Origin of the sequence: Streptomyces diastatochromogenes (genome assembly GCF_002242805.1) — a bacterium.
In the GTDB taxonomy this organism is placed as follows: Bacteria; Actinomycetota; Actinomycetes; order Streptomycetales; family Streptomycetaceae; genus Streptomyces; species Streptomyces diastatochromogenes.
The window spans coordinates 13,568-33,129 of the sequence record NZ_MCGQ01000035.1 but is presented as its reverse complement, the minus strand read 5'-3'; the positions used below and the strand labels follow the sequence as shown (position 1 = coordinate 33,129).

The window sequence follows — 19,562 nt, the reverse complement described above, 5'->3', positions numbered from 1 at the left end:
CCTTACGCGTGCGTGCCTACGACCGGCCGCCGCGTGCGTGTTCTACGACCGGCTGCGCGCCGAGGTCACGCGGTAGACGTCGTACACGCCCTCCACACCCCGTACGGCCTTCAGGACGTGGCCGAGGTGCTTCGGGTCGCCCATCTCGAAGGTGAAGCGGGAGGTGGCCACCCGGTCGCGGGAGGTCTGGACGGCCGCGGAGAGGATGTTGACGTGCTGGTCGGACAGGACGCGGGTGACGTCCGACAGCAGGCGGGAGCGGTCCAGTGCCTCGACCTGGATGGCAACCAGGAAGACCGAGGACTGGGTGGGCGCCCACTCGACGTCGAGGATGCGCTCCGGCTCACGGGACAGTGACTCCACGTTGACGCAGTCGCTGCGGTGAACCGATACACCGCTACCCCGCGTGACGAAGCCGATGATCGGGTCGCCGGGGACGGGCGTACAGCAGCGGGCCAGCTTGACCCACACGTCGTCGACGCCCTTGACCACGACGCCGGGATCGGCGCTGGAGCGCCGCTTGCGGCCGCGGGTGCGGGTCGGCGGGACGGCCTCGTCGATCTCCTCGGTGGCCGCCTCCTCGCCGCCGAGCGCCTGGACCAGCTTCTGCACGATGTTCTGCGCGGAGACATGGCCTTCACCGATCGCCGCGTACAGCGCGGAGATGTCGGAGTAGCGCATCTCGTGCGCGAGCGTGACGAGGGAGTCGCCGGTGAGGATGCGCTGGATCGGCAGGTTCTGCTTGCGCATGGCGCGGACGATGGCGTCCTTGCCCTGCTCGATCGCCTCGTCGCGGCGCTCCTTGGAGAACCAGGCCCGGATCTTGTTGCGGGCGCGCGGCGACTTGACGAACCCGAGCCAGTCGCGGGACGGGCCCGCGCCCGGCGCCTTGGAGGTGAAGACCTCCACCAGGTCGCCGTTGTCCAGGGTGGATTCGAGCGGTACGAGTCTGCCGTTGACCCGCGCTCCTATGGTGCGGTGGCCGACCTCGGTGTGGACGGCGTACGCGAAGTCGACCGGGGTGGCGCCGGCCGGGAGCGCGATGACGTCGCCCTTGGGCGTGAAGACGAAGACCTCGTTGCGGGACAGGTCGAAGCGCAGCGACTCCAGGAACTCGCTGGGGTCCTCGGTCTCCTTCTGCCAGTCCAGCAACTGGCGCAGCCACGCCATGTCGTTGAGGTGGTCGTCCTTGCCCTTGCCGGCCTTGGGCACGTCGGTGCGGACCTTGGAGGCGCCGGCGACGGCCTCCTGCTTGTACTTCCAGTGCGCGGCGATGCCGTACTCGGCGCGGCGGTGCATGTCGAACGTGCGGATCTGGAGCTCAACGGGCTTGCCGTTGGGACCGATCACCGTCGTGTGCAGCGACTGGTACATGTTGAACTTGGGCATCGCGATGTAGTCCTTGAACCGGCCGGGGACCGGGTTCCATCGCGCGTGCACGGTGCCGAGGGCGGCGTAGCAGTCCCTGACCGTGTCGACCAGGACACGGATGCCCACCAGGTCGTAGATCTCCGCGAAGTCGCGACCGCGGACGATCATCTTCTGGTAGACGCTGTAGTAGTGCTTCGGGCGTCCGGTGACGGTCGCCTTGATACGGGCGGCGCGGAGGTCGGTCTGGACCTCGTCGGTCACTATGGCGAGGTACTCGTCCCGCTTGGGCGCCCGCTCGGCCACCAGCCGCACGATCTCGTCGTACATCTTGGGGTAGAGGATCGCGAACGCGAGGTCCTCCAGCTCCCACTTGATGGTGTTCATGCCCAGGCGGTGGGCGAGCGGCGCGTAGATCTCCAGCGTCTCGCGCGCCTTCTTCTCCTGCTTCTCGCGCTTGAGGTAGCGCATGGTACGCATGTTGTGCAGGCGGTCGGCGAGCTTGATGACGAGGACGCGCGGGTCCTTGGCCATCGCCACGACCATCTTGCGCACGGTCTCGGCCTGCGCGGCCTCACCGAACTTGACCTTGTCGAGCTTGGTGACGCCGTCCACGAGGAGGGCGACCACGTCGCCGAAGTCGCGGCGCAGGTCTTCCAGGCCGTACTCGGTGTCCTCGACCGTGTCGTGCAGCAGGCCCGCCATGAGGGTGGCCGGATCCATGCCCAGCTCGGCGAGGATGGTGGTGACGGCGAGCGGATGCGTGATGTACGGGTCGCCGCTCTTGCGCTTCTGCCCCCGGTGCCAGCGCTCGGCGACCTGGTAGGCACGCTCGATCTGCCGGAGCGTCGAGTTCTCGATCTTCGGGTCGTTGCTGCGCACTATCCGCAGCAGTGGCTCCAGCACGGGGTTGTACGGGTTCGCGCGCTGGACGCCCAGGCGGGCGAGGCGGGCGCGGACGCGGTTGGAGGAGCCGCTGCGGGCGGGCTGGCCGGCGGCGGGGCGCACGGGTGGGACCGGTTTGGGACGCGCGGCCTCGGCGGCCTTCTCGACGGGCGCGGACTGGGCGTGCTCGACCGTCCCGCGGGCGTCGCTCTTCGCGTGCGACGCGTTCGGCGCGGGCTTGGCCGCGGGCGCCGAGGCGGGCTCGGGCTTGGCGGCGGTCAGTGGCTGGGCCTCGTCTGGCAAGAGGACTCCTCGTGCGCGATCCGGGTCCCCCGGTCAGGCTCCGGAGACCCCATGGTAGCGATCCTGGGCCTAGTCATCGCCTTCAGGCGGATGTGAGGACCGTCTACCGGTGAAACGCGAGGGGCTGCCGCGGGATTCCGGGAGGTGACTTCGAGACGTTTTCCCGGCATAGGGCGAGTGTCCCGCATCCGAACGGCGACGGCCGCCCCGGTGGTGCCGGAGCGGCCGTGGAGCACAGGTGCTCGGTTGCGTCAGACCTGTCAGATCTGTCAGATCTGGAGCAGCGCCTCCAGCGGTGCCCCGTTCAGCGCCGGCTCCAGACGGGCACGACCGTCCAGGAAGCCCAGCTCCATGAGGACCGCGAGGCCGGAGACCTCGGCGCCCGCCCGGTGGATGAGCTGGATCGCGGCTTCGGCGGTGCCGCCCGTGGCGAGGACGTCGTCCACGATCAGCACACGGTCACCGGAGGACAGGTCCTCCGCGTGCACCTCGATCTCCGCCGAGCCGTACTCCAGGTCGTACGCCTGACGCAGGGTCGCCCCGGGGAGCTTGCCCGCCTTGCGTACGGGGATGAAGCCGAGGCCCGCGCGGACCGCGACCGGGGCGCCCAGGATGAAGCCCCGGGCCTCCAGGCCGACGACCTTGGTCGCGCCGGTGTTCGTGGCGATCTCGGCCAGCGCGTCCGTGAGGGCCGTGAAGGCCGCCGGGTCCGCCAGGAGCGGGGTGATGTCCTTGAACATCACGCCCTGCTCCGGGTAGTCCGGCACATCACGGATGCGGCTGAGCAGCAGCGTCGTGATCTCTGCGAGCTCGGTCATCGGCGCTTCCCCGAGGGGCGGCCGCGGCCCCGGCTGCGGGACGACGGCTGGTTGCGGGGACCCACCACGGCGGGAGCGGCCTCGTCGGGCTCGTCACCGGCGGCGGACCGCCCGTCCGCGAAGTCCTCCTCGGCTGCGGCCTGGGCACGCTTGGCCAGGACCCGCTTCCTGAGCGCCCGCAGCGCCGGCTCGCGCTCCTTGAGGTCGGCGACGAGCGGCGTGGCGATGAAGATCGAGGAGTACGCACCGGCCGCGAGGCCGACGAACAGCGACAGCGAGATGTCGTTCAGCGTGCCGGCCCCGAGGAAGCCGCCACCGATGAACAGCAGGCCCGCCACCGGCAGCAGCGCGACCACGGTGGTGTTGATGGAGCGGACCAGCGTGCCGTTGATCGACCGGTTGGCGATGTCGCTGTACGTCCAGCGGGTCTGCTTGGTGATGTCCTTCGTCTGCTCCTTGAGGCTGTCGAAGACGACGACCGTGTCGTAGAGCGAGTAACCGAGGATCGTCAGCAGACCGATGACCGTACCGGGCGTGACCTCGAAGCCGACCAGGGCGTAGATACCGGTCGTGATGGTGATGTCGTGGATCAGCGCGACGAGGGCCGCGACGGCCATGCGCCACTCGAAGGCGATCGCCAGGTAGATCACCACGAGGATCATGAAGATCGCCAGGCCCTCCCAGGCCTTGTTGGCGATCTGCTCGCCCCAGCTCGGGCCGACCAGGTCGGCGGCGAGCTTCTCCGGGTTGAGGTTCAGGTCCTTGGCCAGCGTCTGCTTGATCTGGTCCGACTTGTCGGTGTCGATACCGGCGATCTGGATGCGCAGGCTGCCGTTGCCGAGCTTCTGGACGACCGCGTCATGACCGGAGGCGGACTTCGCGTACTCCTCCGCCTTCGCGACCGACGTGCTCATGCTCGTCGGCGTCGTGAAGACCGCGCCGCCCTGGAACTCGATGCCCATGTTCAGGCCGCGCACCGCCAGGCCGAGGATGGCCGTGATGGTGATCAGGATCGAGACGCCGTACCAGATCTTGCGCTTGCCGACGAAGTCGTAGCTGATCTCGCCGCGGTGCAGACGAGCGCCGAGGTTGCCGAGTTTCGACATCGCTCACGCCTCCTTCGGGTCGGCAGAGCCGGCGGCGGGACCGGCGGGACGGCGGGTGCGGCGCAGCGGCGGCTGGGCGCCCAGGCTCTTCGGGTCGAGGCCGGACCACTTGTGGCCGTCCGCGAAGAACTTCCGGCGGGCGAGCAGCGTCATCAGCGGCTTGGTGAAGAAGAAGACGACGACCACGTCGAGCACGGTGGTCAGGCCGAGCGTGAACGCGAAGCCCTGCACCTTGCCGACGGTCACGATGAACAGCACCGCGGCGGCGAGGAACGACACGAAGTCGGAGACGAGGATCGTGCGCCGGGCGCGCGGCCAGGCACGCTCGACGGCGGGCCGCAGCGTGCGGCCCTCGCGGATCTCGTCCCGGATGCGTTCGAAGTACACGATGAACGAGTCCGCGGTGATACCGATGGCGACGATGGCACCGCAGACGGCCGGCAGGTTCAGCGCGAAGTGGATGGCCGGGCCGAGGAGCGCCATGATCACGTAGGTCAGGATCCCGGAGATCAGCAGGGAGGCCATGGCCACGATCGACAGACCGCGGTAGTAGGCGATCAGGTAGATCACGACCAGCGCGAGACCGATCGCGCCGGCGAGCAGACCGGCGTGCAGCTGGTCACCGCCGAGTGCGGCGGTCACCGTGGTGACGGTCTCCTCCTGGAACGACAGCGGGAGCGCACCGTAGGACAGCATGTTGGCGAGGCTCTGCGCCTCCTGCTGCGTGAAGCGGCCGGAGATCTCCGCCTGACCACCCGAGATGGCCGTCTGCACGAACGGGCTGGAGACGACCTCGCCGTCGAGGACGATGCCGAACTCGTTCTGCGGGGACTGGTTCTTGGCCAGCTCGGCGGTGATGTCCGCGAACTTCTTCGACCCGCTGGAGGTGAAGGTCATCTGGACCTGCCAGCCGGAGGCACCCTGGGTGTCGAAGACCGCGGCGGCCTTCTTGACCTCGGTGCCGTCCACGGCGGCCGGGCCGAGCACGTACTTGTACCAGACCTTGTTGACCTCACCGCAGGCCACGGTGGCCTCGCCGGGCTTGGCGTTCGTGCCGGCCTTGGCGCGCTGGGCGGGCTTGGAGCAGTCCAGCGCGGCGTACTGCGCCTGGAGCTTGGTGGCCTCGGCGCTGCCGCTGGAGGACGCGGACGGGCTGGGCGACGACGTGGCGCTCGGGGAGCCGGAGGACGACGGCGTGGCGTCGGCCTTCAGGGCGTCGGTGACCGCGCGGCCCTGCGAGGTGGCGGTGGCCGTCGGCGTCGGGGACCCGGAGGAGGACGAGGACGCCTTCTCCTTGGAGGAGGCGCTGCTCGACGGGCTCGGCGAGCCGCTGCCGCTGGAGGACGCGCTCGGCGAGGGGCTCTGCGCGGCGGAGCCCGTGGGCTCGCTGGCGAGCACCGGGCGGAAGTACAGCTTGGCGGTGGTGCCGACCTGCTGCTGGGCCTCCTTGGAGTTGGTGCCCTTGGGGATGTTCACGATGATGTGGTCGTTCCCCTGGGTCTGCACCTCCGCCTCGGAGACGCCCAGGCCGTTGACACGGCGGTTCATGATGTCGACCGCGGTGTCCATGTTGGCCTTGTTGATCGCGGACCCCTGGTCGGCCTTCGCCTTGAGCGTGATGCTCGTGCCACCGGCGAGATCGATGCCGAGACGCGGAGTTTTGTGCCCGGAGGCGAACATCCCTCCGGTGAGCGCCAAAATGGCGATCAGGATCAAGGCCAGCGAGCGCCCTGGCTTGCTCTGGGCGCTCGCGCTCCGGCCCTTCTTAGGTGCTGCCACCTTCTCGTACTCCCTCTCGGGCCGCCCCGCGCCCGGTCGGCGCGGTCGGCCATGACATGGTGTCGGGCTCCCGTGCGGAAAACAGACGCGCCCGGGGTGCGTGGGGCGCGGTCAGGCCGCGCCGCGCACCCCGGACGTGACTACTTCGCGTCGGTGTCGCCGTCGGTCTTCTTCGGCTCTTCGTCCGCCTTGGCCTCGGCGGCCTCGTCGGCCTCGTCGGCCTTGTCCTCGGTGGCGTCCTTCTTACCAAGGTCGACGGCCTGGTCGTCGGAGGCGGCGGCAGCGGCGTCGGCAGACTCGTCGGTCTCGGTGAGGGAGGAGGCGTCGTCCGGGACGATGTCGGCGTCGGACTTCAGGTCGTGCTCGATGCCGTGGACGATGCGGTTGTACTCGTCGTCCGTGAGAACGGCGCCGATCGAGTTCTTGGCGAAAAGGAGGTCGACGCCCGGTCCGGCGTCGAGGAGGACGGTGTCCTCGTTGACCTCCTTGACCGTCGCGTACATCCCCCCGATGGTGCGGACACCGGAGCCGGGCTGCAACTCGTTCCGCATGCTGGCGGCCTGCTGCTGCTTCTTCTTGGCCGAGCGCGTCATCAGGAACATGGCCGCGATGAGCACGATGAAGGGGAGAAGGGTAAAGGCATTCACGGGACGGAATTTCCTTCGCGCGACCGCGCGGTGAGCGGCCTGGGGGATGGGGGTTGGTCGGCGCCGTCCGTAAGGGCGGCATCGGCGGAGTCTAAGCGAGTCCGCGCGCATGGAACAACGCTCAGCATGGCACCTGAGTTCCTGCTCCCGCCATTGCCCTCGCCGTCACGGAGCCATCACGCCCCGAACAGGTCCTGTTGTCCGTTAGCTGACGAGCGGGGCGGGGTCAGGCCGAGATGCGCCCATGCCGCGGGGGTGCCGACCCGGCCCCGTGGGGTGCGGGCGAGCAGGCCCTCCCGGACCAGGAAGGGTTCCGCGACCTCCTCGACGGTCTCCCGCTCCTCCCCCACCGCGACGGCGAGCGTGGACAGGCCCACCGGACCGCCGCCGAACAGCTTCAGCAGCGCCTCCAGAACGGCCCGGTCCAGGCGGTCGAGGCCGCGCGCGTCGACCTCGTAGACGGCGAGGGCGGCAGCGGCGATCTCGCGGGTGATCAGGCCGTCGGCCTTGACCTGCGCGTAGTCGCGCACCCGGCGCAGCAGGCGGTTGGCGATACGGGGCGTGCCGCGGGAGCGGCCGGCGATCTCGGCGGCGCCGTTCGGCTCGATCTCGACGTCGAGCAGGCTCGCCGAGCGGTGCACGACCCGCTCCAGCTCGGCCGGCTCGTAGAACTCCATGTGCGCGGTGAAGCCGAAGCGGTCGCGCAGCGGGGGCGGCAGCAGCCCCGCGCGCGTGGTGGCGCCGACCAGCGTGAACGGGGGCAGCTCCAGGGGGATGGCGGTGGCGCCCGGGCCCTTGCCGACGATGACGTCGACCCGGAAGTCCTCCATGGCCATGTACAGCATCTCCTCGGCGGGCCGGGACATGCGGTGGATCTCGTCCAGGAAGAGGACCTCGCCCTCCTGGAGGGAGGAGAGGATCGCGGCGAGGTCGCCGGCGTGCTGGATGGCGGGGCCGGAGGTGATGCGGATGGGGGCGCCCATCTCGGCCGCGATGATCATCGACAGGGTCGTCTTGCCCAGGCCGGGTGCGCCGGAGAGCAGGACGTGGTCGGCGGTGGCACCCCGCGCGCGTGCGGCGCGCAGCACCAGGTCGAGCTGTTCGCGCACCTTCTCCTGGCCGATGAACTCGCCGAGGTCCTTGGGTCGCAGGGCGGCCTCGACGGCCTGGTCCTCCCGGTCGGCGGACGCACCGACCAGCCGCTCGGCGGCGGACGTGTCGGTCGTGTCGTCCCAGTTCATGTGATGTGCCTCGGTGGTCGTCGGGTCAGCGGGCGCGGTTCAGGGTCTGCAGGGCGGCCTTCAGGAGCTGCCCCACCTGCGGTGTGCCGTCGGCGGCCTCGGCCTGGGGGGCCACGGCGGTGACCGCCTCGTCGGCCTCGCGGGTGGCGTAGCCGAGGCCGATGAGCGCCGCGTGCAGCTGGTCGCGCCAGCCCTGGGTGACCGGGGCGCCGACGGCGGGGGCGCCGACGGGCGCGCCGAGCCGGTCCTTCAGCTCGAGCAGCAGCTTCTGCGCGCCCTTCTTGCCGATGCCTGGGACGGCGATGAGGGCCTTCTCGTCAGCGGTGGCGACGGCGCGGCGCAGTGCGTCCGGCGTGTGCACGGCGAGCATCGCCTGGGCGAGGCGCGGTCCCACCCCGCTCGCCGTCTGCAGCAGTTCGAAGACCTGGCGCTCGTCGTCGTCCACGAAGCCGTACAGGGTCAGCGAGTCCTCGCGCACCACCAGGGAGGTGGCGAGCTTGGCCGGCCGGCCCATGCGCAGGCCGGAGAGCGTGTTCGGGGTGCACTGGACGGCGATGCCGATGCCGCCCACCTCGACGACCGCGGAGTCGGGGGCGAGGGCGGCGACCGGGCCGCTGACGAACGCGATCATGCCGTACGGCCTTTCGTTGCGTGGACGGTGTGCCGGGCGACGGCCTGCTGGAGCCGGTTCTGGGCGGGGGCGCGCCAGATGTGGCAGATGGCGAGGGCGAGGGCGTCGGCGGCGTCGGCCGGCTTCGGCGGGGCGCTGAGCCGGAGCAGGCGGGTGACCATGGCCCCGACCTGGGCCTTGTCGGCGCGACCGCTGCCGGTGACGGCTGCCTTGACCTCGCTGGGGGTGTGCAGGGCGACGGGGATGCCGCGCCGGGCGGCGCACAGCATGGCGACGGCGCTGGCCTGCGCGGTGCCCATGACGGTGCGCACGTTGTGCTGGCTGAAGACGCGCTCGACGGCGACGAACTCGGGCCGGTGCTCGTCCAGCCACTCCTCGATGCCCTGCTCGACGGCGAGCAGCCGGAGGCTCAGGTCGGCGTCCGCGGGCGTCCGTACGACCCCGACGCCGAGCATGGTGAGCGGCCGGCCCGCGACCCCCTCGACGACACCGACACCACACCGGGTCAGCCCGGGGTCCACCCCCAGTACACGCACGCGCGCCCCCTCCCTTCGGTCGCCTGTTTGTGCAGGCTATCGGGTGCCACCGACAACGCCTCGCACAACGCCCGGCAAAGCGACGGGCCGACGGGGTGTGTCCCGTCGGCCCGTTGGGTTCGCGTCCGCGTCAGGCTTCGACCTTCTCCATGATGTCGTCGCTGACGTCGAAGTTGGCGAAGACGTTCTGGACGTCGTCGCTGTCCTCGAGCGCGTCGATCAGCTTGAAGATCTTCTTGGCGCCCTCCTCGTCCAGTTCGACCTGGACGGACGGCACGAAGCTGGAGTCGGCGGAGTCGTAGTCGATCCCGGCGTCCTGGAGGGCGGTGCGGACCGCGACCAGGTCGGTGGCCTCGCTGATGACCTCGAAGGACTCACCGAGGTCGTTGACCTCCTCGGCACCCGCGTCCAGGACGGCACCCAGGACGTCGTCCTCGGACAGCTCGCCCTTGGGGACGATGACGACGCCCTTGCGGCTGAACATGTACGACACGGAGCCCGGGTCGGCCATGTTGCCGCCGTTGCGGGTCATGGCGACGCGCACGTCGGAGGCGGCGCGGTTGCGGTTGTCGGTGAGGCACTCGATGAGCACCGCGACACCGTTCGGGCCGTAGCCCTCGTACATGATCGTCTCGTAGTCGGCGCCGCCGGCCTCGAGACCGCCACCGCGCTTGATCGCGGAGTCGATGTTCTTGTTCGGGACCGACTGCTTCTTGGCCTTCTGGACGGCGTCATAGAGCGTCGGGTTGCCCTCGAGGTCGATGCCGCCCATACGCGCCGCGACCTCGATGTTCTTGATCAGCTTCGCGAAGAGCTTGCCGCGCTTGGCATCGATCACGGCCTTCTTGTGCTTCGTCGTGGCCCATTTAGAGTGGCCGGACATCTGCCTGTCTCCTTCGCGTAACCCGTCTATGAACGAACGCCAGAGATCCTACAAGGACTCGGGTGTCCGGTTGGCGCGCACCATGTCGACGAACAGGGAGTGCACGCGGTGGTCGCCGGTCAGTTCCGGGTGGAACGACGTGGCGAGCGCGTTGCCCTGACGGACCGCGACGATGTGGCCGCCGTACTCGGCGAGCACCTCGGCCTCGGCGCCGACGGACTCGACCCACGGGGCGCGGATGAAGACGCCCTCTACAGGATCGCCCGGGACTCCGTCGACGTCGACCGCCGCCTCGAACGACTCGTTCTGCCGCCCGAAGGCGTTGCGGCGCACGATCATGTCGATGCCGCCGATGGTCTCCTGGCCCGAGCGCGGGTCGAGGATCTTGTCGGCGAGCATGATCATGCCGGCGCAGGTGCCGTAGACGGGCATGCCGTCGCGTACGCGCGCGCGGAGGGGCTCCATCACTCCGAAGAGGACGGCCAGCTTGGAGATCGTGGTGGACTCGCCGCCGGGTATGACGAGGCCGTCGACCTCGGCGAGTTCCTCGGGGCGCCGCACCGGCCTGGCCACGGCGTCGGCCGCGGCCAGGGCGATGAGGTGCTCCCGTACGTCGCCCTGGAGGGCCAGGACGCCTATCACGGGGGTGTTCATGTGTTCCGGTGCCTTACCAGCCGCGGTTCGCGTAGCGCTCGGACTCGGGGAGGGTGTCGCAGTTGATGCCGACCATGGCCTCGCCCAGGTTGCGGGAGGCGTCCGCGATGATCTTCGGGTCGTCGTAGAAGGTGGTGGCCTTCACGATGGCGGCGGCGCGCTTGGCCGGGTCGCCGGACTTGAAGATGCCCGAGCCCACGAAGACGCCCTCGGCGCCGAGCTGACGCATCAGGGCGGCGTCGGCCGGGGTGGCGACGCCACCGGCGGAGAAGAGGACCACCGGCAGCTTGCCCAGCTCGGCGACCTCCTTGACCAGCTCGTACGGGGCGCGCAGCTCCTTGGCGGCGGCGAACAGCTCGTTGTTGTCGTAGCCGCGCAGGCGGGCGATCTCGTTCTTGATCTGGCGCAGGTGGCGGACGGCCTCGACCACGTTGCCGGTGCCGGCCTCGCCCTTGGAGCGGATCATCGCGGCGCCCTCGGCGATGCGGCGCAGGGCCTCGCCCAGGTTGGTGGCACCACAGACGAAGGGGGTGGTGAAGGCCCACTTGTCGGAGTGGTTGACCTCGTCGGCCGGGGTGAGGACCTCGGACTCGTCGATGTAGTCCACACCGAGGGACTGCAGCACCTGGGCCTCGACGAAGTGGCCGATCCGGGACTTCGCCATGACCGGGATGGACACGGCGTTGATGATGCCCTCGATCATGTCCGGGTCGGACATGCGGGCCACGCCGCCGTCCTTGCGGATGTCGGCCGGGACCCGCTCCAGGGCCATGACCGCGACAGCGCCCGCGTCCTCGGCGATCTTCGCCTGCTCCGGCGTGACGACGTCCATGATCACGCCGCCCTTGAGCTGCTCGGCCATGCCGCGCTTCACGCGGGCGGTGCCGGTCTCGGGAGCCTGGTTCTCGGTGGTGGACACGGGTGACCTCGCTAGGGAAAAGAGGGTTTTCTGCTCCAGAGAGGAAACGTGAGTGGACCAGGCCACAGCAAGGGCCAATGGCAACCCGGTGGATCCTTTTGGTCCACCGAAGGTTCAGGAGACCCGCTCCACCAGGGCGGCGGGCGGCTCGTCGTCCATCTCGAAGGCCAGCGGGAAGGGGGCGTGGCCGGCCAGCCGGAACCAGCGGACCTTGCGGTGCTCCCGGAGCCTGCGGGCGGCTCCCACGGCGTCGTTGTGGAAGCGGCGGGCCATGGGGACCCGGCGGACGGCCTCGGCCAGCTCACGGGCCGCCTCCTCGCCGCCCGGGGCCTCCCGTACGGCCTCCACCTGCTGCGGAGCCTCGAACACCGCGCGCAGGGCCTGGCTCAGCTCGCTCTCCGCCACCTCCCGCTGCTCCTCCTCGGCCTGCCGGGCGGCGTGCGCGGCCTCGTAGAGCACGATCGAGGCGGCCGGGTCCAGCACGCCCGAGGTCGCCAGTTCCTGCGTCACGGAGGCCCGCCGCAGCAGCTGCGCGTCCAGCGCGGCGCGCGCGGCGTCCATCCGCACGTGCAGCCGGTCCAGGCGTCCGGCCGTCCAGCTCAGGTACAGGCCGATGGCGACGAGCGCGACGAGGATCCAGATGAGGGTTGGGGTCACGGGCGAAGGTTAGTCGGCTCCCGGGGCCGGCCGGAGCAGACCCTCGCCTCAGTCCCGCGCCAGCCCGAACCGGGCCCGGAACCCCGTCCGCTCGTCCGTGGCCACCGCCGCCGTACCGGTGGTCACCGTCTCGTACACCGACAGGATGTCCGCGCCGACGGTGGACCAGTCGAAGCGGCGGACGTGGGTGCTCCCCCGCTCGCGCAGTTCGTCCAGCCGTTCCGGGTCCGCCAGCAGGCGTACGGCCGCGTCGGCCAGGGCGTCCGCGTCCTCGTTGGCGAAGACCTCGCCGGCCGCGCCCTGGTCGAGGACCTGGACGAAGGCGTCCAGGTCGGAGGCGAGGACGGGGGCGCCCGCGGACATGGCCTCGACGAGGATGATGCCGAAGCTCTCGCCGCCGGTGTTGGGCGCGATGTACAGGTCGACGCTGCGCAGGAAGCGCGCCTTGTCCTCGTCGCTGATCATGCCGAGGAACTGGACGCGGGAGCGCAGCTCCTCGGGCAGGTCCTCGACGGCCGCCTCCTCGTCACCGCGCCCCGCGACCAGCAGACGGGTCTGCGGGCGGGCGGCGAGGATCTTCGGGAGGGCCTTCATCAGGACCGGCAGGCCCTTGCGGGGCTCGTCGATACGGCCGATGAAGCCCAGCGTGTCGCCCTGCCACTCGGGGTTGGGCTCGGCCTTGGCGAAGAACTCGACATCGACCCCGTTGGGGATCACCACCGCGTCGCCGCCCAGGTGCTCGACCAGGGTGCGGCGGGCGTACTCGCTGACCGCGATCCGCGCGCTGATCTTCTCCAGCGCGGCCTGCAGGATCGCGTACGCAGCGATCATCGCGCGCGAGCGGGGGTTGGAGGTGTGGAAGGTGGCCACGATGGGGCCCTGCGCCGCCCAGCAGGTCAGCAGGCCGAGCGACGGGGAGGTCGGCTCGTGGATGTGGACCACGTCGAAGGCGCCGTCGTGCAGCCAGCGCCGCACCCGCGCGGCCGACAGGAAACCGAAGTTCAGCCGGGCCACCGAGCCGTTGTACGGCACGGGGACCGCACGGCCGGCCGAGACGACGTACGGCGGCAGCGGGGTGTCGTCGTCGGCCGGGGCGAGGACGGAGACCTCGTGGCCCAGGCGGATGAAGTACTCGGCGAGGTCGCGGATGTGGAACTGGACTCCCCCGGGCACGTCCCAGGAGTACGGGCAGACGATCCCGATTCTCACGAGGGTCCCTTCGCGGGGTCGAGGTCGGCGAGCCACAGCCGCTGGAGCATGTGCCAGTCCTCCGGATGATCGGCGATCCCGGTGGCGAAGGCGTCGGCCAGCGACTGTGTCATGACAGACGTCTTCTCGGCCCGCGTACCTGACTGCGGTACCTCGATCGGCGGATGGATCTGCCCCTTCATGACCGGCGACTCGTCGTACCAGAGCGTGACGGGCATCAGCAGGGCGCCGGTCTGCTGGGCGAGGAGGGCCGGGCCCGCGGGCATCCGGGTGCGCTCGCCGAAGAAGTCGACCTCGACGCCGGACGCGGACAGGTCACGGTCGGCGACCAGGCAGACCAGGCCGCCGTCGCGCAGCCGCCGGGCCAGGGTGCCGAAGGTGGTGCCGCCGCTGTGCGGCAGGACCTCCATGCCGAGGCCCTCGCGGTAGGCGACGAAGCGGTCGTAGAGCGTCTCGGGCTTCAGGCGCTCGGCGACCGTGGTGAACGGCGTCTCCAGCCGGGTGGTGACCCAGGCGCCGGCCAGGTCCCAGTTGGCCAGGTGCGGCAGCGCGAGGATCACGCCCCGGGGGGAGGCGATCCCGTCGGTCAGGTGGTGCACGTCCTTGCAGTCGAAGCCCGTCTTCACGCGCTCGGCGCTCCAGGCGGGCAGCCGGAAGGACTCCATCCAGTAGCGCAGGTACGAGCGCATGCCCGCGCGAGAGAGTTCGGCCAGCCGCTCGGGGCCGGCGTCGGGCACCACGCGCGCGTAGTTCGCCTCCAGCCGCAGGACGCCCTTGCCGCGCTGTTTCCAGGCGAGGTCGGCGATGGACCGGCCGAGGCGGACCGCGACGGGTTCCGGGAGCTTCTTGACGGTGCTCCAGCCGAGGCCGTACAGCGCGTCGGTGAGCCGGTCGGCGGTGCTCACTTCGCCGCCTCACTCCCCTGGGACGCGTTCTGCTGCGCCGCCTCCGCCTCGGCCGACTCGCGGCGGACGGTGACGACCCGCTGGATGAGGGTGACCAGGCTGCCCACGGCGACGATCCACAGGGCGATCGGCAGCAGCCACTGGATGCCCGGCACGCCGAACTTGTGGAGGCCCGCGAGACCGGCCGCGACCAGCGAGATCACCAGTCGCTCGGCGCGCTCGACGAGCCCGTTGACGGCGACCGGCAGTCCGATCGACTCGCCCCGGGCCTTGGTGTACGACACCACCTGGCCGCTGGCCAGGCAGAAGATCGAGACGGCGCACAGGACGTTGTCGTTGCCGTTGCCCGCGTACCACAGCGCGAAGCCGCCGAAGATCGCGCCGTCGGCCACCCGGTCGAGCGTGGAGTCCAGGAAGGCGCCCCAGCGGCTGGAGCGGCCCAGCTGGCGGGCCATGTTGCCGTCGACCAGGTCGGAGAAGACGAACAGGGTGATCACGATCGTGCCCCAGAAGAACTCGCCCCGGGGGAAGAAGACCAGCGCGCCCGCGACCACTCCGGCCGTGCCGATGAGCGTGACCGCGTCGGGGCTCACGCCCCGGCGGATGAGAAACGCGGCGAACGGTGTGAGGACACGCGTGAAGAATGCACGCGCGTACTTGTTCAGCATGGCCTTCCCGACGGTCGTGGCGCCGCGGCCCTGGTGGCCACCGGCTGGCCCATCGTAGTCACGCGCGCCCGTGCCTGACGGGCGGGCACCCGCAGTCGTGCCGCGAGCCGGTGCACACCCGCTCGCGCGGGGCGCGCGTGGCGCGAACGGCGTCCGTCGTATGGACGCAGCGTGACGGGAGTGGAAAGCTCGAAGAACCGCGGGCGTCGCAGGAGCCGCCAGTGCGCGGTGCCGCGTGTCCGCGCCCACAGTGACCTCACCGTGCACGGGAGGCAGGATCATGGGCGACAAGGCGCAAACACACCCCGGAGCCGCCGGCAGGGCAGTGGCGGCCGACCACCCCGCGTCCGTACGGAATGTGGTGCTGGTCGGCCACTCCGGTTCGGGCAAGACGACTCTGGTGGAGGCCCTCGCGCTGACCGCGGGGGCGGTGAACCGGGCGGGCCGCGTGGAGGACGGCGGCACCGTCTCCGACTACGACGAGATCGAGCACCGGCAGCAACGCTCGGTACAGCTCTCCCTGGCCCCGGTCGAATGGGACGGGTTCAAGGTCAATGTCCTCGACACCCCTGGATACGCCGACTTCGTCGGCGAGCTGAGGGCCGGTCTGCGCGCGGCGGACGCGGCCCTCTTCGTCGTCTCGGCCTCCGACGGGGTGGACGGCTCGACCCGCATGGTGTGGGAGGAGTGCCAGGCCGTCGGCATGCCCCGCGCGATCGTGATCACACACCTGGAGGCCGCGCGCGCGGACTTCGAGGAGATGACCCGGGTGTGCGCGGAGGCCTTCGGCGCGGACGACCCCGATGCCGTGCTGCCGCTGTACCTGCCGCTGCGCGGGCCGGAGGGCCCGGACGGGCACGCGCCCGTGACCGGGCTGATCGGGCTGCTGTCGCAGAAGCTGTTCGACTACGCGTCCGGCGAACGCAAGGAGTCCGAGCCCGGCGAGGACCAGCTGCCGGACATCGCGGAGGCCCGCAACCGGCTCATCGAGGGGATCATCGCCGAGAGCGAGGACGAGACCCTCATGGACCGCTACCTGGGCGGCGAGCAGATCGATGTCAAGACGCTGATCGACGACCTGGAGCGGGCCGTCGCGCGCGGCACCTTCTTCCCCGTCCTGGCGGCCGCCCCCGCCGCCGACGGCGGGCGGCAGGGCCTGGGCACGGTCGAGCTGCTGGAGCTGATCACCGGCGGGTTCCCGACCCCGTTCGAGCACCCCCTGCCCGGGGTCACCACGATCGACGGCAAGGCGCGCGAGCTGAAGGCCTGCGACACCGGCGGCCCGCTGGTCGCCGAGGTCGTGAAGACCGCCTCCGACCCGTACGTCGGCCGGATCTCGCTGGTCCGCGTCTTCTCCGGCACCCTGCGCCCCGACGAGACGGTGCACGTCTCCGGGCACGGCCTGGCCGACCGCGGGCACGAGGACCACGACGTCGACGAGCGGATCGGCGCGCTGTCCATGCCGTTCGGCAAGCAGCAGCGCCCGGTGACGCACGCCGTCGCGGGCGACCTGGTGTGCGTGGCCAAGCTCGGCCGCGCCGAGACCGGGGACACGCTCTCGGGCAAGGACGACCCGCTCCTGATGGAGCCCTGGCAGATGCCCGACCCGCTGCTGCCGCTCGCCATACAGGCACACAGCAAGGCGGACGAGGACAAGCTCTCGCAGGGGCTGAGCCGGCTGGTCGCCGAGGATCCGACGATGCGCCTGGAGCAGAACCAGGACACCCACCAGGTGGTGCTGTGGTGCCTGGGCGAGGCCCACGCGGACGTCGCCCTGGAGCGGCTGCGCAGCCGGTACGGCGTCCAGGTCGACGTCGTCCCGCACCGGGTCTCCCTCCGGGAGACGTTCGCCACGAAGGCCGCCGGACGGGGCCGGCACGTCAAGCAGTCCGGCGGGCACGGGCAGTACGCCATCTGCGAGATCGAGGTGGAGCCGCTGCCGGGCGGCTCGGGCATCGAGTTCGTGGACAAGGTGGTGGGCGGCGCCGTACCGCGCCAGTTCATCCCGTCCGTGGAGAAGGGCGTACGGGCGCAGGCCGCGAAGGGCGTGGTCGCCGGCTATCCGCTGGTGGACGTGCGGATCACGCTGCTGGACGGCAAGGCGCACTCGGTGGACTCCTCCGACGCCGCTTTCCAGACGGCGGGCGCGCTGGCCCTGCGCGAGGCCGCGTCCCAGACGCGGATCCATCTGCTGGAGCCGGTGGCCGAGGTGACCGTGCTGGTCGCCGACGACTACGTGGGCGCGGTGATGAGCGACCTGTCGAGCCGGCGGGGCCGGGTGCTCGGCACCGAACAGGTGGGCTCCGGACGGACTCTGGTCCGCGCCGAGGTGCCCGAGTTCGAGATCGGCCGCTACGCGATCGACCTGCGCTCCCTGTCGCACGGGACGGCCCGCTTCGACCGCGCGTACGCCCGGCACGAGCCGATGCCGCCGCAGGTCGCCGAGCGGGTCCGTGAACAGGCGGGAGAACCCTCGTAGTTCACCACCGGTGGACTCCGTGCGCCGGCGGGCGGCTTTGGCCGTCCGCCGTCGCGGTGTCGGTGGCTGCGGATACGCTGATCACCTGATCACGGTGTGCCGAACTCGTGCGGTAGTGGCGTGGTGTCGGCACGACGGCCTGTTCAACAGGTGTGCGGAGCAAGGAAGTCGGGAAGGCCGCAGAAGCGACACCGGCGGCGATGGGGGCGGGAATGTCGGTTGGAACGGAGTGGGACGGACCGCAGGTGCCCGTGTCCGGCGACGAGGGCCAGGCGGCGACCTTCGCGCTGGCCTCGGCGGCCTACCGGGACAACGTGGTCGAGGACATCAAGAAGACCGACAACGAGTGGCACCAGTCGACGGTCAAGCCCGGCCGGATCGCCCTGCTCAAGCCCAACCTCGGCGAGGCCTTCTCGCGGGCCGTGGTCGACCGCATGCTGGCGCCCGGGCGCAAGCCGCTCATCCAGTCCTTCGGCGCCGAGCCCCAGGTCGTCGTGGAGCACTGCCTGGCGGCCAACAACATCCGCCGGGAGCGGGACAACCGGCTGTCCCTGGTCATGGTGGTGTGCGGCCTGATCTTCCTGCCGGGACTCATCGGCTGGCTGCTCGTCTTCCAGCTGCGCACGTTCGTCGCCAAGCGCGACGACAAGCGGGCCGGGGCGCTCGCCACCGCCCTGCTCGCCGGGGTCGGCGTGGTCGCCGCGCTCTTCCTGCTGAAGATGCCGCTCAGCGGATTCTGGGGGTGGTACGCACGCGGGTGCGTCGTCGCCCCGGTGCTGGGCTGGTTCTGGGCCAAGCAGATCTGCGACCGCACCGCGAAGGATCTGCGGGCCCGCTGGGACGGCCTGCTCTCGGGCACCACCGTCGGCGCCAAGGTCCCCGAGGCCGTGCCGCGCAGCCCCGGCGAGACCGCGGCCGAGCAGCTGCGCCAGTCGCTGGCCCGGCTCAGCGCCGAGCAGCAGTCCAACTCGGTCTTCTACGCGGGCCCCAAGGGCATACTCGGCATGGGCACCCGCTGGGGCGCGTGGCAGCTCGCCGAGGACCTGGTGTCCGCCGACCCCACCCGGGAGATCCACCCCTTCCGCAGCTGGGACGTCATACGCGCGATCCACGACCAGCTGCGCATGCTGGAGCGCGGCCCGCTGAACACCGGCGGCTTCCCGAAGCCGTCGATACGGCACTGGATCGTCACGCCGATCGGGGAGAACGCCAAGGAGGTGTCCCGGCCGTCGGGCACGGACGTCGAGGCGTTCCAGATCAAGTCGCACGCCATACAGGACATCTGCAACAAGCAGCAGTTCGGCAGTGGTGACCGGCACTATCTGGGCGTGCAGTGGACCCTGTGGGACGGGCAGCTGGTCCTCACCATGCTGATCACGGTGACCGTGCTGCACGAGACGCTGCGCATCGAGGTGACCGGGCATGCGCTGGGTCCGGTGAACCCGCTGTTCCGCGCGAAGCCGGAGGCGCCGACCAAGGAGGTCGCCAAGTCCCTCAAGCCGTGGGAGACCCGCACGATCAAGCTGCCGCTGGTCCCGACCGACGAGGTGGTACGGCTCGCCGCGCGCGCCCCGCTGACCTGGTATCCGCCGCTGCTCAACTGGCTCGGCGGCTCCCTCGCCCTGCCCGAGCCCTTCGGCCTCCGGCACGCCTGGGCCGACCAGCCCTGGCGCCACCGCTTCATGGCCGACGACGCGTTGCGCGCGGCCACGCCGGTCCTGCGGGTGGTGCACTCGGCCGCGCTCAGGGTCCTGGAGGAGAACGGTGTGAACACCGAGAAGTTCGGCACCCGCTCGTCCGTCCTCAGCGGCCTGGTCCAGGACCCGACACCGCGCAAGGCAGACAGCTACGACGCGTAGGGGTGCCCTCGGCAG

Annotated in this window: 17 protein-coding genes; 2 read left to right on the top strand and 15 right to left on the bottom strand. The window is 70.7% G+C overall.

Going from position 1 to position 19,562, the window contains the following annotated elements; all coding sequences use genetic code 11:
* Positions 1–42: 42 nt before the first annotated feature.
* The 15 genes from BEK98_RS34715 to pgsA all read right to left on the bottom strand — a co-directional run bounded on the left by BEK98_RS34715 (position 43) and on the right by pgsA (position 15,209).
* A complete protein-coding gene (locus BEK98_RS34715) occupies positions 43–2,556 on the bottom strand; it encodes a RelA/SpoT family protein (RefSeq protein ID WP_094220716.1) in 2,514 nt (837 codons plus the stop codon).
* A 269-nt stretch (positions 2,557–2,825) separates the two neighbouring features.
* Entirely contained in the window at positions 2,826–3,374 is a 549-nt protein-coding gene (locus tag BEK98_RS34705; protein WP_094220715.1) for an adenine phosphoribosyltransferase, read from the bottom strand.
* Positions 3,371–4,480: a protein translocase subunit SecF gene (secF, locus tag BEK98_RS34700; protein ID WP_094220714.1), complete on the bottom strand. Its 1,110-nt coding sequence runs from the start codon at positions 4,478–4,480 to the stop codon at positions 3,371–3,373. Before secF ends, BEK98_RS34705 begins: the two co-directional genes overlap by 4 nt.
* A 3-nt stretch (positions 4,481–4,483) precedes the next feature.
* Positions 4,484–6,259, bottom strand: coding sequence for a protein translocase subunit SecD (gene secD / locus BEK98_RS34695; protein WP_208643317.1), 1,776 nt, complete (start codon positions 6,257–6,259; stop codon positions 4,484–4,486).
* Between the two features lie 140 nt (positions 6,260–6,399).
* Positions 6,400–6,906, bottom strand: coding sequence for a preprotein translocase subunit YajC (yajC, locus tag BEK98_RS34690; RefSeq protein WP_094220712.1), 507 nt, complete (start codon positions 6,904–6,906; stop codon positions 6,400–6,402).
* A gap of 176 nt (positions 6,907–7,082) precedes the next feature.
* Positions 7,083–8,147, bottom strand: a complete 1,065-nt coding sequence (ruvB, locus tag BEK98_RS34685) for a Holliday junction branch migration DNA helicase RuvB (protein ID WP_094220711.1) — start codon at positions 8,145–8,147, stop codon at positions 7,083–7,085.
* Positions 8,148–8,172: 25 nt separating this feature from the next.
* A complete protein-coding gene (ruvA, locus tag BEK98_RS34680; protein WP_094220710.1) occupies positions 8,173–8,778 on the bottom strand; it encodes a Holliday junction branch migration protein RuvA in 606 nt (201 codons plus the stop codon).
* Positions 8,775–9,314 carry a crossover junction endodeoxyribonuclease RuvC gene (ruvC, locus tag BEK98_RS34675; RefSeq protein ID WP_094220709.1) on the bottom strand — a complete coding sequence of 180 codons (540 nt, stop codon included), beginning with the start codon at positions 9,312–9,314 and terminating at the stop codon, positions 8,775–8,777. The genes ruvA and ruvC overlap by 4 nt, the downstream gene beginning before the upstream one ends.
* Before the next feature lie 130 nt (positions 9,315–9,444).
* A complete protein-coding gene (locus tag BEK98_RS34670; protein WP_094220708.1) occupies positions 9,445–10,197 on the bottom strand; it encodes a YebC/PmpR family DNA-binding transcriptional regulator in 753 nt (250 codons plus the stop codon).
* A gap of 48 nt (positions 10,198–10,245) precedes the next feature.
* Positions 10,246–10,851, bottom strand: a complete 606-nt coding sequence (pdxT, locus tag BEK98_RS34665; protein ID WP_094220707.1) for a pyridoxal 5'-phosphate synthase glutaminase subunit PdxT — start codon at positions 10,849–10,851, stop codon at positions 10,246–10,248.
* A gap of 13 nt (positions 10,852–10,864) precedes the next feature.
* The gene (gene pdxS, locus BEK98_RS34660; protein WP_094220706.1) at positions 10,865–11,770 is read right to left on the bottom strand and encodes a pyridoxal 5'-phosphate synthase lyase subunit PdxS; all 906 of its coding nucleotides are present in this window, start codon (positions 11,768–11,770) and stop codon (positions 10,865–10,867) included.
* Positions 11,771–11,884: 114 nt separating this feature from the next.
* Positions 11,885–12,427, bottom strand: coding sequence for a LemA family protein (locus tag BEK98_RS34655; RefSeq protein WP_094220705.1), 543 nt, complete (start codon positions 12,425–12,427; stop codon positions 11,885–11,887).
* Between the two features lie 48 nt (positions 12,428–12,475).
* On the bottom strand, positions 12,476–13,636 hold the full coding sequence (locus tag BEK98_RS34650) for a glycosyltransferase family 4 protein (protein WP_094220704.1): 1,161 nt from the start codon (positions 13,634–13,636) through the stop codon (positions 12,476–12,478).
* On the bottom strand, positions 13,633–14,541 hold the full coding sequence (locus BEK98_RS34645) for a phosphatidylinositol mannoside acyltransferase (RefSeq protein WP_094220703.1): 909 nt from the start codon (positions 14,539–14,541) through the stop codon (positions 13,633–13,635). The genes BEK98_RS34650 and BEK98_RS34645 overlap by 4 nt, the downstream gene beginning before the upstream one ends.
* Positions 14,538–15,209 carry a phosphatidylinositol phosphate synthase gene (pgsA, locus tag BEK98_RS34640; RefSeq protein ID WP_094220702.1) on the bottom strand — a complete coding sequence of 224 codons (672 nt, stop codon included), beginning with the start codon at positions 15,207–15,209 and terminating at the stop codon, positions 14,538–14,540. Before pgsA ends, BEK98_RS34645 begins: the two co-directional genes overlap by 4 nt.
* 280 nt (positions 15,210–15,489) lie before the next feature.
* On the opposite strand from pgsA, the gene BEK98_RS34635 reads away from it, so the two are divergent.
* Complete coding sequence (locus BEK98_RS34635) at positions 15,490–17,688, top strand: elongation factor G-like protein EF-G2 (protein ID WP_094220701.1); 2,199 nt, start codon at positions 15,490–15,492, stop codon at positions 17,686–17,688.
* Positions 17,689–17,900: 212 nt separating this feature from the next.
* Positions 17,901–19,547, top strand: a complete 1,647-nt coding sequence (locus tag BEK98_RS34630; protein WP_094220765.1) for a hypothetical protein — start codon at positions 17,901–17,903, stop codon at positions 19,545–19,547.
* Positions 19,548–19,562 lie beyond the last annotated feature (15 nt).